Raw genomic sequence first — 18,211 nt, 5'->3', positions numbered from 1 at the left:
TAGAATATGAAATTTTTAGAACGTGCACTTAGAGGACCTAATGAGTGGTGGAAGTATGTGCTTCTTCCAATCATAGCATTTGCTATTGCTAATACGATTGGCGCGATACCTTTAGGAATTGCTATGGTAATTGGAATGGCTAAAGGCGGAGAGATTAATCCTAACAATATGGCTGATCTTAGTGGTTTAGGTTTTGATGGAAATACGAGTTTATTTTTAATGTTGTTCCCATTTATTATTGGGCTTATCGGTTTTATTCTGATTTTAAAGCCTTTTCATAAGCGAAGTATTAAAGAAGTTATCAATGGAACACAGCGTATTCGTTGGAGTCGATTTTTCTATTCAGCTGCGGTTTGGACCCTTATTTCTGGTCTTATATTGTTTGCTGATTATTATATGAATCCAAGTCACTACGAGTTGAATCTAAATTGGTCTTTATTCTTTCCTTTGATTGTTATTTCTCTACTGATGTTTCCTTTTCAAACGAGTTTTGAGGAAATCATCTTTAGAGGTTATTTGGCTCAGGGAGTTGCTCGATGGACTCGAAATAGATGGTTCGTGGTTCTATTACCTGGTATACTATTTGGCTTAATGCATATTATGAATCCTGAGATCAAAGAATATGGATTTTTGGTTATGATGCCTCAATATATTATAATGGGTTTGGTGTTTGGTTTGATGGCTGTGCTTGATGATGGTATTGAAACATCTATGGGAGCTCATGCGGCGAATAATATTTTCATCGCAATATTTGTTACAGCTAAGGCTTCTGCTTTACAAACGCCTGCTTTATTTGTGAATAATCATGTTGATCCAGTAAATGATCTTATCATTATGTCATTTTCTGCTGTTATTATTATCGTGATTTTGGCTAGAAAATATAATTGGAATTTCTCAGTTTTAAACCAGAGAGTTGAAGGTGAGAAGATCGAATAAAGTAGAATGATATTAAAGAATAAGGCTCGAAAATTATATCTTTTTCGAGCCTTATTTTTATTTGAATGATTAGATTGTTAGTTTACTCTGATAAGTTTTTCATTTTATTATGTAATATTTTTATATTTGTATCTTTAATTGTACCATTATCTATTTCAGTTTAAAGAAAATTGAATACATATTTTTGTAGACTATTATCTAATATTAATGATTAGTAGTAAACCAGGTGCTTATAGAGGGGGAAGTAGAAAGACTAAATGAAAATTAAGCTCAGATACTATTCAATTGAAATCTTTTTTACTTACATTCATAATAGACTTATAAATACAGACTTTATCAGATATAAATAAAACGGTTTAAGCTTTTTTTGTTTTAAAATAAAAGTTCAGAATCATTGATAAGGTGTTAGAATTCATATCGTAAATGCTATTTTTGTAATTCAAATTGAAATTTAGTCAATGATTAGAGTATCTATTTTATCAGTTCGAGTTTTTCTTATTTCATTGTTGATTTTAAATTCGTTTTCTTCTAAAGCACAGAGAACTAATTTTAGATTCCATCAATACAATAAAGAGAATATACTAAATGAAGAATTAGTTAAATCTGTACAGCAGGACTCTTTGGGAATCTATTTTTTTGCAACGGATGATGGTGTCTTATCCTTACAAAAAGATGAATTTGTTCGACTCACTTTGCCAGAAGGAAAATCTAGCTACTTTAAAGAATTATTCAAAAGAAATAATGGAGATATTCTAGCTGTTTCGGATGATGCTATTTATCAAATAAAAGGCTCATTTAAACAGGCTAAACTAGACTTGTTAATTGAATGTAATATCGATTCATCCCAACCAAAATATCCAAAACATTTGTTTGAAGATCATAAAAATGATTTATGGATAACGGATTATAATCATGTTTATAAATATGATGGGCAGACTGTTAAGAAGTTTGAGATGGATAAAAAAAATCTCACCGAATCTTATATCCGATCATTTCAGTTCTTAGAGTGTGATAATGGAAATTTAATTGTCGTTTCTGAAAAGGGTTGGTTCTATAATTATAATTTTAAAATAAACTCTTTTGATGAATTAGATTTTAATATTAATGTGTCTATTTATTCTTCTTTAAAAATAGGTGCGAATGAATTTTTACTTGGTACATCTGATGGTATTATAAAAATAACCTTCGATTCTCAAGCTAAGGTCATCAATAAAGAAGTAATTGTAGAGAATATTAACGCATCGTGTTTCGAACGAATTTCCGATACAAAAGTAATAATAGGAACCTGGTTTCAAGGATTAGTGGAGCTTGATATTACTGATAAATATGCTGTATTCAATGTAGGTGGTTTTCCCTTTTTAACAATCAATGATATCCATATGGATGATTATGGTAAATATTGGGTTTCTACAAATACAGGAGCTGTTGTTATGGAAACGAAATTTTTTACCTCGCAGCTTTCAATTGTAAACGCGGAATATATTGCGTCTATTAATCTTGCTGATGATGGAGGTGTGAATTTCGCTGATAGGAAGCATATTTATAAGGCATACGATAGCCATAATATAGAGAGATTACCACTAAACTTTGAAGGTTCGTTAAGTGTTTTTAAAACACAAGGTAATTTGACTTTGGTGGGAACGGAGCAAGGCCGATTGAATGTTTTTAAAGGGAATAATTTATTATTGAATTTAGCTATTTCTGATCAACAAATTACCAGTATTGAGATTTCTTCAGATAAAATAGCATGGCTTGTTGCCAATAAAGAATTGTTTAAAGTCAATCTGGAAACGGGGCAGGTTATAAGTTATTTTGATTCGTTTTTGAGAAAACGTATTGTTCAGGATATTTGCTTGGATGAAAATAAAAATCTCTACATAGGAGGTCAATATAAAGATTCTTATTTGTTTAAATATGATGTTGTTAAGGACAAAATTGTCAATGTAAGTAAACCAATTCCTTTTCCAATTAATGCCGATTTTTGGAATATTGATTTGGTAATGGATCAGGACACATTGTATATGGGAACTTCAGCTGGTTTACTTAAATATTCCGACGATACTATTGTTCAAATCGATTTGGGTACTATGACTAATAGTGAAGTTAAATCACTTGCTATTGACAAACAGCATTCTTTATGGCTTACAACAAGTAAGGGGGTTGTTCGTAAACAAAAATTTGATATTTCCTTATTTGCAACTGATCAAGGTTTGCCTTCAAAAACTTTTACGAACCGTAGTTTGCTTGTTGATTCAAATAATAATTTATGGGTAGGTACTTCTAATGGTATTGCATTTGCACACATTTCGGGTTCTATTCGATCAACACCTAAGCCTTTGGTTTATATGGCAGATGATAAAGGTGAATTCATACATCAAAATGCAGATATTTCAATGGTTGCCAATTCGATGTTATTGTTAGATGTTTCGGCAATTATTTATCCTCAGAAACAAAATAAGTTTCAATATTGTACGGTTGAAGATTCTCCCAAAAATATTGATTGGAAAGAATTATCTGCTAAAAATCAGATTTTGTTATCCAAAATGAAACCAGGAAAGTATAAAATTTGTATTCGAGGGAAACATGACGGAAATTATGGCTGGAGTAAACATCGAATTATTAAGTTAAGGGTTGAGCAAGTTTGGTATTTAAGATGGTATACGTTTCTCTCTGAACTTTTACTGATATTATTGGTTATTTATTTAACAAATAAATATAGTAAAATAAGGACTGAAAAGAATCTTGTAGTCCTTGAGAAAATAGTCTCGGATAGAACAATTCAGTTGCAAAAAGCAAATGAGAACTTATCGACTGCGAATATTTCTAAAGATAAATTTCTATCGATAATTGCTCATGATTTAAGAAATCCTTTTAATGCGATTCGTGGCTTTTCAGATATTTTAATGAAGGAGTCCGATACTTTGACTGAAGACGAAAAGAAGGAACTGATTGAGATTATACACAGAAGTTCTGATGATACATTTAAACTATTGGAAAGTTTGTTAGAATGGGCTAAGGTGCAAAAAGGAAACATTAAATTAAATATTGAAGTGTTTGATTTAAAACTTCTGCTAGAGAAAAATTTGAGTGTTCATAAGAGCTTGGGTCTATTAAAAGAGCTTGAAGTGAAGGGCGAATTTGATCATGTAAATGTGAAAGCAGACAAAGCGATGATAGATACTGTAATTCGAAATATCATGTCGAATGCCATTAAATTTTCATTTCCAGGTCAAACAATTACTATAAGTTCGAAAATATCTAATGGTTTTGTTGTGATTCAAGTTGCAGATCAAGGTGTTGGAATGACAGAAAAACAATTGGAACAACTCTTTAAAATTGATTCTGTATTTTCTAGTGAGGGTACAGCAAATGAGACTGGTACAGGATTTGGTTTAATGTTGAGCAAAGAGTTTATAGAACTCAATGGTGGCGAAATATGGGCAGAGAGTGAAAAAGATAAAGGAACAAGTTTCTTCTTCTCAATTCCACTAAAACAATAGATTTTACTCTGTAATCTTAATTCTGTTTATAAGTAAATATAGAAAAAGACTCGAAAACATTATGCTTTTCGAGTCTTTTTTTATTTGAATATATTTGAGAAGAAAGGCATTTAATCGTTTTCCCCTTCTTAACTTTTACCAAGTTCAAATAAATGATTTATAAAGAGAATGTTTACTCTCTCATTCGAATCGTATTTTTAATACTATTGGTAAAGTTTATAAATAGACTTCTAAACATTTAGCTTTTCCCATTGGTTTAAGCTTTATATGTTTTAGTTCTGATGGAATTAGGATACTTTCTCCTTTTTTTACGCTTGTTTTTTCTTGATTGTTATAATCAATTTCGAATTCACCATCCAAACAAATATAAATCACAAAAGAATCCAATTTTGAGTAATCACAATCAATAATTCTATCGAAATCTAAAAGGTTGGTTGTGAAATGTTCACAGCTTTCAAGTTGTGTTGTTTTGTTAAGCTCAGTTTTATATTTTGTTGCATATTCTTTTTCTTGCGTATAATCAATCGCATCTACTGCCAATTCAGTATGAAGTTCTCTTGGATTTCCTAATTTATCGACTCTGTTCCAGTCATACATTCGGTATGTGATGTCCGATGTTTGTTGAATCTCAGCTAAAAGTATGCCTTTACCAATTGCATGAACACGACCTGCAGGAATAAAATAACAAGAACCATTTTCTACTTTTTCGGCATTTAGAATGTCTTCGAGTTTACCAGCTTCTAATTTCTCTTGATAGATTTTTTTATCAACCTTTTGATTAAACCCAACAATTAAATTGGCATCTTTTTCGGCATCTAATACGTACCACATTTCTGTTTTGCCGAAAGAATTATGACGTTGTTTTGCTAGCTCATCATCTGGATGAACTTGTATCGATAATGCATCGTTAGCATCTATGAATTTGATAAGCAGAGGAAATTCGTTTCCAAATTTTTCATATACTTTATCTCCTAGCAAACGAGCTCCAAAGTCTTCGATTAACTTGGTTAAACTTTCTCCTTTTAGATGACCGTTGGCTACAACAGATATATCATTTTTAACGCCTGATATTTCCCAACTTTCACCTATTAGTTTTTCGGATGAGAAATTTTTTGAAAGAACTGTTTTTAATTTACTGCCTCCCCAAATTGTTTCTTTAGCAATTGGAGTGAATTTGATTGGGTATAATTGCATGCTTTATAGTTTTTACTTTAGGACACCTTCTTCATTAATGATAAAGGTACTATTCGTTTTGTGTTTCTAGTTACTTAAGAACAGTCATCTTTAAATTTCATTTATAGTAGCCGCAAGATAATTAGCTGTGTCTAGTTTTTTTGTAAAATGGCGATCTTCTTTTTTACGATTCCATTTTTTTATTGACAACTAATTTCTTTTAGAGCATATGCATATGCTCCAATTCCAATTGCCTTACTTGCTCCCAATTTACTTGAGCAAATAGCTAATCTAGGTTCTGGATCATATTTTAAACTTTTATCGGTTCCTGGAATTGTAATTTTTCTGGAGCGATCTTTTATGAATTCTTGAAATTCCGCTTCATTATCGATATTATAAACCTTCTGAACTAAACGATTTTGAGTTTCTCCTTGAGCTGTATGGTACTGTCCATTTATTTCATTCATAACAGCAGGTATATATAAATCGTGTGCTCCAGTTAATCCTCCACCAATAACAGCTATACCGTCTGTTAGAGTTAAAAGATTTGCTAAACTATCGCCTATGCATCGTCCAAACATGTCAAATGCAGTTAATGCCGCTTTTTGATCAGAATTGTTAGAATCCATTGCAATATCATAAATATCCTTAGGCATCAATTCATCCGAATACTCTTTAGTTGCATTTTGTAAAAACTCTCTTTGAATAGCACGAGTGCTAATGCCTTCTTCAGCAAATCGTTCCGGAAATAATCTAGAACTCGTTAGCCAAACTTCGGTTGCAATTGAATTGTCACCAATAAATAGATTTCCATTCTGAACAATTCCTCCACCAAAACCAGTTCCTAGTGTTATACCTACTAGATTGGAATATTGTTTTGGACTATTAGCCTCTAGTAATCGTTTGTTTATTTCTGGAAGTATGCCTCCTAAAGCTTCGCCATATGCAAACAAATCTCCATCATTATTAATGAAAACAGGGATGTTAAAATGTTCTTCTAACATAGGTCCAAGTGCTACACCTCCTCTAAATGCAGGTAGATTTGGTAAGTCACCTATAATTCCTCTGCGGTAATCAGCTGGACCAGGAAAAGCAAAACTAATAGCTACTGGCTTTTCATTAATTAAGTTTTTTACTTCCTTAAAACCGTCAATTATTGTTTTTAAACAAAGTTCTAATTGATCAGCATTAGAAGGCTTTCTTATGGGTTCAATAATTTCAGAACCACTTTTTATTGCTGAAAAAACAAAGTTTGTTCCACCTGCATCAAGTGTTAGTACAACTCTATTGTCACTCCATATATCCATGTGCATCTTTACTTTCTTTTATAAAATGATAAACCAAAAATATACCCAATACATACTAGTGTAACAATAAAACCTGCCATTAATGAAAAAATATCAGCAACAGCACCAAAAGCTACAGGAACAAAAGCTCCACCAATAATAGCAGTTACCATCAAACCTGAAATTTCATTGCTTCTTTCGGGCATTTCATCAACAGTAATTGAAAATACCAATGGAAAGATATTTGCAAAACTTAATCCGATAAGGAAAATGGCTGCAAAACCCATTATAGAGCTTGTGGCAATAAAAAGTCCGACAATTCCAATCAGAGATAAAAATGTTGTAAGTTTCAAAAATTTTGAAGGTGACATCCAGTTTAAAATTATTCCACCTAAAAAACGACCAGTCATTAATGCGAGAAAGAAGAATAGTGTTCCCCATAAGCCTAATTCTTTAATATCGAAGCTAAATTTCTCAGCTAAGTAATTTGGTAGTTTTGCACTCATACACTGTTCAGCTCCTACGTATAGAAATATTGCTAACACCATAAAGAATATATATGGATTCTTTAATAAGGCTAATACTGAACCAAAAGATGCAGGAGTTGATGCTGTTTCATCTTTCTTCTCTTCTATTTTGACTACGTAAAGATAAATGGTTGCAATAAGTAAAATTCCAGAATAGATAGGAAATAACAATTTCCAATCGAGGCCCCAATATCGAGCTGCTATAAGAGGTAAAAGAGCTCCGGATAAAGATCCAATAGCTTTAAAAAATTGACCAAAAGAAAGGTTTCTTGAATACTTTCCTTCTGGAGATACATCACGCATAATAGGGTTGCCAGCAACCTGTAATAGTGTGGCTCCTGTTCCTAAAAGGAGTAAAGAGCCTAATAATAAGCCGAATGATGAGAAATCACCTAGAATCGGTAAAATCAAACCAGCTAAAGCGATAATCATCCCTAGTAGCAAAACTGTTTTTTTTCCTTTTCTATCTTGGAATAATGCCATTGGAACAGATAATAATCCGAACATGATAAATCCCATAAAAGTGACCAAAGAAGCCATGAAATTTGTCAATTCATATTCTGCCTGTAGTTGACTGGTTAGAGGGCCCACAACATCACCAAAGCCCATGCAAAGAAAGGCTAGAAATATAGGACCTGATTTTAAGTAATTATTCTTCATAAATATGATTATTAATTTCGTTCGATTAGTTTAGGTGTCAGCTCAATTCGTTTATTCTCATTTTTCTTCGAATGAATTATCTGAAGTATCATTTTTGATATTTGCTCAGTAACTTCTTTGATTGGTTGTGCTACCGAATTGACTTTAGGTAATGAATAGTCGAATAAGTCAACGTTATCAAAACTTACGAATTTAATTGTGTTCACTTTATCCTTATAGTAAGTATTCATTAACCAAATTGCAATAACAGTAATCTGGTTATTCGTAAATACGATTGTATCAACATTCGATTCTATGAGTTTTCTGAGTTCTCTTTCAGTCGTTTTCTTTAAATCATTATTATCAACTATTCGTATTAAATTACTATCAAAAACAATATTATTATCTTTTAAGGCCATTTTGTAACCTTCAATACGATTTTTAAGGGAATATATGTCGGGCGTTAATGTGATTAACCCCAGTTTTTTAGCTCCAGAATAGATTGTCTTTTCAATTGCATTTTTCATCGAAATTTTATTTTCGACTAAAATATAATTAGCTTTTACATCGGGATCTTCTCTATCAAAAAATACGAGAGGAAAATCTCGCGATAATAAGGATTTGATTGTATCACTTTGTATGAAACAAGAAGCCACAATTAAGGCATCAACTTGGCGATTTACAAACATGTTTAGAACTTGAGTTTCCTTATCTTTATTTTCGTCAGTACTACCTATAATAAGATGGTAGCCTTTTTCCCAAAAATGGTCTTCAAGTAAACGTCCTATTTTAGCAAAGAATGGATTGGAAATGTCAGGTACCAAATAACCTATTGTATTGGTTTGTCCTTGCTTTAAACTTTTAGCTATTTGGTTGGGGTGATAATTAACTTTCTTTACGTAGTCAAGGACTTTTTTTTGAGTTTTTTTGCTGATATTTTTCTCATCTCCTTTGTCGTTAAGGACAAAAGAAACAGTGGTTTTTGATAGTTCAAGGTCTTGAGCGATATCTTTAATTGACTTCTTTTTCAAAGCGTATTTTTTACTAAATCGGTTTACTAAATCGGTTTACGAATGTAGTAGTTTTTTTTAATTATACAAACACAATCGTTTGTTTTAATCAGAGTAGTTTGATTGGTTGATGATTTAATGTACTTAAAATGAGATATTTTAAGGCTTGGTGAAATTGATTTTATTTTGGAATTAATTAAGTATTTCGATTGATATCTTAATTATGAATCAAAATCTTAAAATTTGGAGTGAATTAAGATTTTGAAACTTTTTGGGTTAAAATCCAACTTCCTATGATGGCAGTAAATGGTGCCACTAGAATTAGTCCGAAGCTGCCAACCAGTGTGTGGAGCATTTCGCCTGAAACATAGGTGAGGTTTAGAATATTTGTCATTGGTGTGCCTTGTGCTATAAAAACCATTAGTAAGGCAGAAAAACCTCCTGAGTAAGCTAGAAGAAGTGTAGTTGTCATTGTGCCAATAACAGCTTTACCAACTTCGAACCCAGATTTACGAAGCTCCTTATGACCTATATTCGGATTGTGATTGACTACTTCGCATTGGGATGCGGCAATATCCATTGAAATATCCATTACAGCTCCAGATGAGGATATAAAGATACCTGCTAGAAAAATTTCAGTAAGATTTAAATGTGCGAAGCCTGAGTAAAGTAGGGTTTCTGAAAAGGGTTTTATAGCTCCATGTATATTAAATAAATCACCAAAGAAAATTGCCATTAGACAGGTGATTGCGACACCACTCATTGCGCCTAAAAATGCAACAACGCCTTTTCTATTGGTTCCAGCAACTAAAAAAATGATTACAGAAGTAAGTAAGGCAACGATGCCTAGTGATAAGGGGATGGGAGAGTAGCCTTTTAAAAAGCCTGGAAGAAGAAGTTTCCATATTGCAAGCCCAGTAAACATGAAAGAAAGGATGGCTTTAACACCAGTCCAACCAGCAAAACAAATTAATAGAATAACGAACAAAACTAAAAGCCACAATTCGATATTGATTCTATAATGATCGACAATGTTGGCATTGATAATTTTAGTTTGATCTTGGTTTAAATTTAAAACAGTAAGTGCTTTATCACCTTCTGAGAATACTTTATCAAATTCCATTTGACCAATCAATTGATTGAAGGCTTTAAGTTCTTTACCCTTAAATCGACTATTTAGAATCCTAATTTGAAGAACTTGTGTTCCTGTTTTTATGATACCTGTTTCAACAATTAGATCATCATTTGTTGATAAAACTAAGGCCTTTACTCTAAGCGAACTTGAATGATTGCTTTTATCAAAACCATTGGGCGCTAGAATTAAACATATACAAACCAATATGAGTAAGCTAACTAAAATTAAATCTGATTTTTGAGGTATTTTAAACATGCTAATGGAAAAGAAACAAGGATAAATCAGTTGACTTATCCTTGTTGAGTATTTATTTAGATTCTAATAATTTGAAAATGTTTTTTGCCATATCGGTGTTGTCATAGTAACCTGTGAATAGCTCTGATCCAACACCTATAGCTCTAACAGGAATAGGAGTCGCAGTATGCGAAAATGAGGTCCAGCCGATACCTGCTTTTTGCGATAAAATATGACAAGCTGTAGTTGTTAATGGATTATATCCACCATAAAGCAAGTAGAATTGATCATCTTTTTTTGAATTCTTATTGTCATTCATACTTTGTTCGAAAGCATTTTTAAGCTGCTCTTTTTCATAGTCTGAAAGTTCTAAATCTTTTTCTTTATCTCCTAAGCCAAAATGTTTTTTAACTAAAGCCATTCCATCTTCAAACTTATAGTTTCCAACATTATTTTTTTTGTAATTATTAACGAGTTCCGTAAAGCCGCCATTAGAAATGTTTTGATATTGAAGAATTTTAAATTCTGATTGGTAATGACTACCAGAAAAACCTAGAGCCATTCCTCCAGTTTCATGATCTCCACCAACAACGATAAGCGTTTCTTCGGGATGTTTGTTGTAGAAATCGATGGCTACTTTAACGGCATTATCAAGATTAATAACTTCTTTAATGGCAGTCGCTGCATCGTTGGCATGGCAGGTCCAGTCTATTTTACCACCTTCGATCATCATAAAGAATCCCTTGTTATTATCTAATAATTCAATTCCTTTTTTTGTGAATTCACTTAAACTGATATCATCCTTAGTTTGATCTATGGCGTAAGGTAAAGACATGCCTCCATCTAAACGAGGAGCAATTGCTATAATTTTATCATCTCCTTTTTTTAGCTTCTCAAATTCAGACTTCGTGTTTAATATACTGTAGCCACGCTTTTTTGCAATTTCAATTGAATTGGTTTGTTTGTTCTTAATTTTTTTATCTTTTCCTTGACCAAAATTGGCCATGATATTGTTCTTATCTATTTTCCCATCTCCATCAGGATGTTTGATGCCTCCACCTGCAAAGTAGTTGAAATTTGATTTGCTCAAGTCAAGGCTGATATTATAATACATGCTTCTTGATGGTTGATGTGCGTAAAAAGCTGCAGGTGTAGCATGATCGATAGATACCGATGTTACAATCCCAACCTTATAGCCTAGGTCTCGTGCTTTTTCAGCAATAGATTGCAACGGCTTCTGTTTTGAGGCATCCATACCAATGGTATTGATACTTGTTTTATGACCAGTTGCAAGTGCTGTACCAGCTGCTGCTGATCCGGTGATAAATCGGTTGGTTGCATAGGTTGTGTAAAAACCAAGATTTGGAAATTTGTTCATCTCAAGTTTTTGAACGCCATCTTTATTATTTATAGCAGATAGATAGGCTTCTGCTGCGTTAGTCTGCGTTAAGCCCATGCCATCACCAATAAAATAGAAGATGTATTTTGGCGACTTTCCTTTATAGTCTTTACGCTGTTTTTCACTATTTGAATCAAGCGCACTTGCTGTAAATGTAAGTAGTATTAAGCCTAGAGTTAAAAGACTTGTGAATTTGAAATTGTTGAATCTCATCTTTATTTGTATGTTATTAGTTGAAATTTTGTAGATGTAAATTTAAAATTTTTGGATTGTTTCTTTGTTCTTAAGGTTAAAAAAGTTTTTCCCATCTGGGGTATACAGATAATCTACATAATCTTTAAAGTAAGAAATAACCTTATCTCGAACAACTTTCATGGTTGAATTAACAAGCTTATTTTCTTCTGTAAATGCTTCAGGAAGAATACCAACGGCAGTAGGCATCCATCTTTGAGGAAACATATCTTGATATTTTCCTCCTGTTTTGTATGCGTTTAATTCAGATTGTAAGAGTTTAAGGGCTTCGTTTTGTCCTTCGTCACTTTTTGAATCTAATCCCTGTTCTTTTAAGTAAGATTGAATTGCTCCCTTGTTTGGTACAATTATGGCAATGGTGTATGGATTCTGGTTGTTGTATAAAATACACTGATCGATATAGGGTGACTGATCTAAGAAAGCTTCTTCTATACCTTCAGGGCTAAATTTTTCACCATCGTTGGCAATAAGTAAGGATTTAAATCGTCCAGAAACATGTAGATAGCCATCTTTGTCTAAGTGTCCCATATCGCCAGTATGTAACCAATCATTTTTAATTGTTTCGGCACTGGCTTTTTCATTTTTCCAGTAGCCTTTCATTACATTTTTACCTTTAATTACGATTTCTCCTGTTTTGCCTGCTGATAGTGGAATACCAAGATCATCACAAATTTGTAAATCCATATTTTTCACAAGCATACCAGATGAACCTAATTTATGATGTTTGTGTGAGTTTGATGAGATAACTGGCGATGCTTCTGATAACCCGTAACCTTGATATATTGGAATACCAATGGCGTAAAAAAAGCGTTGTAATTCCATATCCAGTAAGGCACCTCCACCAACAAAGAATTTAAGGTGACCACCAAAATTATCTCTGATTTTAGAAAATAAAAGCTTGTCGTAAAACTTGTAAATAGGTTTTAGAAATTTGCGGCTACCTTTTCCTTTGTCTATGCCAATACCATTGTAACGATAAGCTACATTAAGAGCTTTGTTAAACATTCGTTCTACTCTTGGACCTTTTGCTTTAATTCCTTTTTCAATATTTTTCTTGAAATTTTTAGCCAAAGCCGGAACACTTAATAAAATATCGGGTTTAATTTCCTTAATATTATTGGGAATGTTTTTAAGAGCTTCCATTGGTGATTTACCTTGTTGAACTGCAGCAATTGAGGCTCCTTTTAGCATAAAACTGTATATGCCAGCTGTGTGCGCAAATGAATGATCCCAAGGTAGAATAAGTAGTGTTTTGTATGTCTCTGGTATGTCCATCAAGCTTGATGCTTGAATAACATTGGATGTGTAGTTAATATGAGAAAGAATAATTCCCTTAGGATCGGCTGTTGTACCTGATGTATATGAAATGTTGGCATTGTCATTAGGCTTTATAGCCGACCAAAGTTTAATTAGGTTATTTTTATCTGTATCAGGTAAATTTTTACCAAGCTCAATTACCGAAGACAAATAAATTTCCTTAGATTCTAAAATAACATCATCATCAATGACGATAATGTGTTCAATGAGATCTAAATCATCTTTAATCTCTCTGATTTTCGAGATGTTATTTTTAGATACAATAACTAACCTAGATTCAGAATGTTGCAAACGAAATTTAAGTTCGTTTTGAGCATCTAATTTTACAGATAAAGGAACATTAACAGCTCCAGAGTATAGTATACCTAATTCTGAAAGTACCCATGCATTTCTACCTTCCGATAATAGCCCAATACGATCTCCCTTTTTTATGCCCATGTCATACAGTCCTGCGGCAAGTAAAAGAACTTGAGAATGAAGCTCTTTATAGGATTGAGAAGTGTAATTTTCTTCAGTTTTTTCCCATAAAAAGGGGTTGTTGGAGAATTGTTTTACACTATTCTCGAAGAGTTGAATAATCGTCTCCATATATGTTATCTTCTGTATTTTATAAGTTGTAAATCTAGGCCATTATGTGTTAATGAAGCCAAATTTAATGTTTTCCTGTCAATTTCTTCTATACTTTATAAATAGTGCTCATTCTAAATAAGGGAAGGTGTTATTTATTGTAAACTAATTGTTCATTGTTTTTGATGATTGGTGTTTATAATCAATATTATAGCTAGTAGAATTGTGCTGCTTGGTGAGTCCAAATAGCCTGATTCATAATAATATATGCATACACTATTTGTATTCCTTTTTCAGAATAGATACATTTATCTTTAGAATAAATGATCTGAAAATGATCTGGTTTTGTGATAAACCAAATTTTATTTAACAACAAAACATTTAATACAAACTTGAGCATGAGTAATTTGGAGAACCATTTTAAAAAGTTCCGAATAAATACGGTGGGAAACGAGGCCCAATTTTATTCACCTTTTGGTAAGCAAACCATCGTTTATGGCGATTGGATTGCCAGTGGTCGTTTATATAAACCTCTTGAAAAAAGAATGTTAGAAGATTTTGGCCCTTATGTAGCTAATACGCATACAGAGACAAATGTAACTGGTTCTTTAATGACCAAAAGTTACCATAAAGCTCAGAATCTAATAAAAAAACATTGTAACGCAGGACCTATGGATGTGTTGATGCATGCAGGTTATGGTATGACAGCGGTTATCGTAAAATTACAGCGTATTTTAGGCTTAAAAGACTGTGGCAGATTGGGGTCGAAAACCTGTATTCAAAATCAAGAAAAACCAGTTGTCTTTATTACTCATATGGAACATCATTCGAACCAAACATCATGGTACGAAACCAATGTTGATGTTGTGGTTGTACCTCCAGGAGAAGGTTTAACAATTGATTTGAATGAGTTGGAAAAGCAACTTGAAAAATATGCTGATCGTAAGAAGAAAATAGGTTCGTTTAGTGCTTGTTCAAATGTAACAGGTATTATAACTCCTTATCATGAAATGGCTAAGTTAATGCATAAACATGGTGGAATTTGCTTTGTAGATTTCGCAGCATCGGCTCCTTATGCTGATATTGATATGCATCCAGCTGATCCAGAATGTCGTTTAGATGGCATATTCTTTTCACCTCATAAATTTCTTGGAGGACCGGGTTCTTCAGGAGTTATGATTTTTGATTCAGCTCTTTACGATCCTAATGCGGCACCCGATCTTCCTGGTGGAGGAACTGTTGACTGGACTAACCGATGGGGAGAGTATAAATTTGTAAACAATATTGAAGCTCGTGAAGATGGAGGAACTCCAGGTTTTCTTCAATCCATTAGAGCCGCTTTGGTTATTGATATAAAAAATCAAATGGGTACTGATAATATGGAAGCTCGAGAAGAAGAATTACTTGATCTAGCTTTCACATTGATGCGCGAAATTGATGCGGTGACAATTCTTGCTGATGATGGACAAAAACGTATTGGTGTCATGTCATTTTACATTGATTATATTCATTTTAACCTGTTAGTAAGGTTGTTGAATGATCATTTCGGAATTCAAGTTCGTGGTGGTTGTGCATGTGCAGGTACTTATGGTCACTTTATGCTTGATGTAACTTACGAAAAGTCCCAGTCGATTACTGATGAAATAAATGCTGGTGATTTAACTCATAAACCAGGTTGGGTGCGTTGGTCATTACATCCAACAACTACTGATGAGGAGGTTGTTTATTTCGTGGAATCTATCAAGAAAATTGTGGCTAATTTTGATGAGTGGAAGAAAGATTACGAATACAGTAGCAAAACCAATGAATTTATTTACGCTGGTCTAAATAAAATTAAAGAAGAGTTTAGTCTCGATAAATTATTTATACTTGATTAGTTGATTTACTCAATTTAAAACAAAAACTCATCTTGTTGTATTGCAATAGGATGAGTTTTTTTTGTTTTTATATCTTTGAAAGTTTAACAAATACAAGATCAAAATAGTTGTAATTTTACTGATGTTCAGTTTTATTTAAAAAAAAATCGATTTGTACGATATTATTGGAGATATACACGGTGAGTTTGAAAGTTTGGAGAAAATGATTCAAACTTTAGGTTATACGATGGAAGACGGTTTTTATGCTCATCCTGAAAGAAAAGCCGTTTTTGTTGGAGACTTTGTTGATCGAGGTCCGCGTGTGATAGATAGTCTTTGTTTGATTAAGAATATGGTCGATCATGGCTCTGCCTATGCTGTAGTTGGTAATCATGAACTCAATATATTATCTTATTATACTAAAGATGATGAAGGTAATCCTTTGCGTGAGCATAGTGTGAAGAATAAAGCTCAAATTAGAAAAACTTATATAGAGTTTCAAGCTAATAAAGAAGCGAAAAAAATATACCTGAAATGGTTAAGATCTTTACCCTTGTTTTTAGAGTTTGATAATTTTAGAGTAGTTCATGCTTGTTGGGACCCAAAAGCTATTGATCTAATGAAAATGAAGCATCCTGAAAATAGGTTGAATAAAAAGTTTCTTAGAAAAATATATGGTAATAAAGGCAAGCTATATGATGCTTGTATGTTATTATTAAAAGGACGAGAATTCGCATTACCAAACGATCTTGTTATAAAAGATAGCTATGGAATCAAGCGTAATATGTTTCGAATAAAATGGTGGAAAAGGATGGAAGGAGAGAGTTTTTGCTCTTTGGCTTTTGGTAATCGATTTAAATTACCTAAATATACTATTCCACTAGAACTTTGTAAGGATATTCCCCCATACTCTGAGCAAGAACGACCTGTGTTTTTCGGTCATTATTGTTTATGTGAAAAAGCAGGTGTTGTGAGAGACAATCTTTGTTGTGTAGATGCTTGTGTTGCTAATGGAGGGCATTTAATTGCTTACCGTTGGGATGGTAATAGAAAATTGAGCAATAAAAATATTATAGAAGTGTAAAGAGTTAATAATAACTCTTTACACTTTCTTTTTTTAAAATGTGAAAGCAAAATCAAGGCTAACTAACCATGCATTTAAACCATCACTTCTATCGTAATAGGCTGTTCTTAAACCAATACTTTTAAACTGAACTTGTTTATCCTTTCTGAAAAGCGATTTGAAATTTCCGACTCCCATTATTGGTGAGTATTGTAAGCCTAAACCTATTTTAGTACTGTTTAAATCAGATAAATCGTAATCAGAGGTATAGAATTCGGGCGTTTGTGTACTGCTCGCTTTTCCAAATTCATAAAAATCATCAGCAGCAGTTTGTGTGTGATATCTAAAAAATGGAGATGCGATTAAACTTGGTGTAACTTGCATTGGTAATTCTATGCTTGCAGTATGTGCAGTAATTCCCCAACTATCGGTATAAAATCGATAGAATGTTCTCACTCTCATAAAATCGTTTAAGTAATAATTCCATCGCATTGAGATAGGTATTTTTAGACGATTATCATCCAAGCTTTCAACATTGCTAATACCTTTTAATACATCATCAGATTGTCCAATGGCATCGTCGAAAAAGACACGATGGAATGGCGTACTAAGAAGTCCCGATTGAGAAACAACTTCCATTGAGAATAAAGCCTGTAAGCGTTTATTAATTACTTGTGAATACGATAAACCAAGCTTCATGGTTGTACGTGTATCGTCTTTAAGCCATTCTGTTCCATTTCTGAGCTCTGTTGGATATAGCAATTTCCACGTATCATTCATATAGAGTGCATCCAAACTTAATGAGCGATTCTTATCTTTAGAATTTAAAGTATAAGAACCTCCAAAATTGAACGAAGTTACATCGTACTCAGCTGAAAAGCCAGCCATTACGCTATATGCATTTCCAGAATTGATTAAATTTCTGTTATAAGCTGCATTAATATGAGTACGAACATCCATGCTCGAAGCTCCAGATTTATTGCCATCAAAATAATCGATATTATCTGTTGAAGCAGACGAATAAATGTCAATTCCAAAATTCAAATCTAAACTCGATACCGAATCCATAGGAATATGAACCACGAAAGTAGGAGCGATGTTCTGAAGGTCTTCAGTGCCACGTCCACCCGTTACAGGTGAATGATCTCCGTCTTGGTCGTAGTAATTAAATAGAAAGTTTACTTCAGTGTCTTTGAGGTCAGCTGCCGATTTTTTTACTTTCTGTTGCTTATTATTTTGTTTGTCGTCAATACTGTTTTTATCAGTTTGAGCAGTAGCAGCAATTGATACTAATATCATTGCGCATAAAAGGATTAG

At 32.9% G+C, this 18,211-nt stretch carries 12 protein-coding genes; 4 read left to right on the top strand and 8 right to left on the bottom strand.

Annotation, left to right across the window (positions count from 1 at the left end):
* Nucleotides 1-6 precede the first annotated feature (6 nt).
* Both EMN46_RS12225 and EMN46_RS12220 read left to right on the top strand, forming a co-directional pair.
* Nucleotides 7-936 (top strand): CPBP family intramembrane glutamic endopeptidase, encoded by a 930-nt coding sequence (locus EMN46_RS12225; protein ID WP_154201097.1) that lies wholly within the window; start codon nt 7-9, stop codon nt 934-936.
* Between the two features lie 458 nt (nt 937-1,394).
* Nucleotides 1,395-4,436, top strand: a complete 3,042-nt coding sequence (locus EMN46_RS12220) for a HAMP domain-containing sensor histidine kinase (protein ID WP_154201096.1) — start codon at nt 1,395-1,397, stop codon at nt 4,434-4,436.
* A gap of 216 nt (nt 4,437-4,652) precedes the next feature.
* Here the strand turns inward: EMN46_RS12220 and EMN46_RS12215 are convergent, their stop codons facing one another.
* The 7 genes from EMN46_RS12215 to EMN46_RS12185 form a co-directional block, all read right to left on the bottom strand.
* The gene (locus EMN46_RS12215) at nt 4,653-5,630 is read right to left on the bottom strand and encodes a type I phosphomannose isomerase catalytic subunit (RefSeq protein WP_154201095.1); all 978 of its coding nucleotides are present in this window, start codon (nt 5,628-5,630) and stop codon (nt 4,653-4,655) included.
* Nucleotides 5,631-5,809: 179 nt separating this feature from the next.
* Nucleotides 5,810-6,922, bottom strand: a complete 1,113-nt coding sequence (locus EMN46_RS12210) for an ROK family protein (protein WP_229130353.1) — start codon at nt 6,920-6,922, stop codon at nt 5,810-5,812.
* 2 nt (nt 6,923-6,924) lie between these two features.
* Nucleotides 6,925-8,082 (bottom strand): sugar MFS transporter, encoded by a 1,158-nt coding sequence (locus tag EMN46_RS12205; RefSeq protein ID WP_154201094.1) that lies wholly within the window; start codon nt 8,080-8,082, stop codon nt 6,925-6,927.
* A gap of 11 nt (nt 8,083-8,093) precedes the next feature.
* Nucleotides 8,094-9,092, bottom strand: coding sequence for a LacI family DNA-binding transcriptional regulator (locus EMN46_RS12200; protein ID WP_154201093.1), 999 nt, complete (start codon nt 9,090-9,092; stop codon nt 8,094-8,096).
* 232 nt (nt 9,093-9,324) lie between these two features.
* Entirely contained in the window at nt 9,325-10,461 is a 1,137-nt protein-coding gene (locus EMN46_RS12195; RefSeq protein WP_154201092.1) for a YibE/F family protein, read from the bottom strand.
* Nucleotides 10,462-10,513: 52 nt separating this feature from the next.
* Nucleotides 10,514-12,052 (bottom strand): alkaline phosphatase, encoded by a 1,539-nt coding sequence (locus EMN46_RS12190; protein WP_154201091.1) that lies wholly within the window; start codon nt 12,050-12,052, stop codon nt 10,514-10,516.
* Between the two features lie 42 nt (nt 12,053-12,094).
* Complete coding sequence (locus tag EMN46_RS12185; protein ID WP_154201090.1) at nt 12,095-13,996, bottom strand: long-chain fatty acid--CoA ligase; 1,902 nt, start codon at nt 13,994-13,996, stop codon at nt 12,095-12,097.
* Nucleotides 13,997-14,373: 377 nt separating this feature from the next.
* Here EMN46_RS12185 and EMN46_RS12180 point away from each other — a divergent pair, with 377 nt between their 5' ends.
* On the top strand, nt 14,374-15,852 hold the full coding sequence (locus EMN46_RS12180; RefSeq protein WP_154201089.1) for an aminotransferase class V-fold PLP-dependent enzyme: 1,479 nt from the start codon (nt 14,374-14,376) through the stop codon (nt 15,850-15,852).
* A gap of 151 nt (nt 15,853-16,003) precedes the next feature.
* A complete protein-coding gene (locus tag EMN46_RS12175; RefSeq protein WP_154201088.1) occupies nt 16,004-16,915 on the top strand; it encodes a metallophosphoesterase in 912 nt (303 codons plus the stop codon).
* Nucleotides 16,916-16,948: 33 nt separating this feature from the next.
* On the opposite strand, the gene EMN46_RS12170 is transcribed toward EMN46_RS12175, so the two are convergent.
* Nucleotides 16,949-18,193: a DUF3570 domain-containing protein gene (locus EMN46_RS12170; RefSeq protein WP_195715256.1), complete on the bottom strand. Its 1,245-nt coding sequence runs from the start codon at nt 18,191-18,193 to the stop codon at nt 16,949-16,951.
* Nucleotides 18,194-18,211: the final 18 nt, after the last annotated feature.

The organism is Ancylomarina sp. 16SWW S1-10-2, from assembly GCF_009669305.1.
In the GTDB taxonomy this organism is placed as follows: Bacteria; Bacteroidota; Bacteroidia; order Bacteroidales; family Marinifilaceae; genus Ancylomarina.
The sequence above is the reverse complement of the archived record's forward strand: the minus strand, read 5'-3'. Positions and strand labels throughout refer to the sequence as shown.

Coding starts and splice junctions, on each gene's coding strand:
- EMN46_RS12220 (WP_154201096.1), top strand. CDS start 1,395: ATGATTAGAGTATCTATTTTATCAGTTCGAGTTTTTCTTATTTCATTG.
- EMN46_RS12215 (WP_154201095.1), bottom strand. CDS start 5,630: ATGCAATTATACCCAATCAAATTCACTCCAATTGCTAAAGAAACAATT.
- EMN46_RS12190 (WP_154201091.1), bottom strand. CDS start 12,052: ATGAGATTCAACAATTTCAAATTCACAAGTCTTTTAACTCTAGGCTTA.
- EMN46_RS12180 (WP_154201089.1), top strand. CDS start 14,374: ATGAGTAATTTGGAGAACCATTTTAAAAAGTTCCGAATAAATACGGTG.
- EMN46_RS12195 (WP_154201092.1), bottom strand. CDS start 10,461: ATGTTTAAAATACCTCAAAAATCAGATTTAATTTTAGTTAGCTTACTC.
- EMN46_RS12185 (WP_154201090.1), bottom strand. CDS start 13,996: ATGGAGACGATTATTCAACTCTTCGAGAATAGTGTAAAACAATTCTCC.
- EMN46_RS12225 (WP_154201097.1), top strand. CDS start 7: ATGAAATTTTTAGAACGTGCACTTAGAGGACCTAATGAGTGGTGGAAG.
- EMN46_RS12210 (WP_229130353.1), bottom strand. CDS start 6,922: ATGCACATGGATATATGGAGTGACAATAGAGTTGTACTAACACTTGAT.
- EMN46_RS12170 (WP_195715256.1), bottom strand. CDS start 18,193: ATGATATTAGTATCAATTGCTGCTACTGCTCAAACTGATAAAAACAGT.
- EMN46_RS12205 (WP_154201094.1), bottom strand. CDS start 8,082: ATGAAGAATAATTACTTAAAATCAGGTCCTATATTTCTAGCCTTTCTT.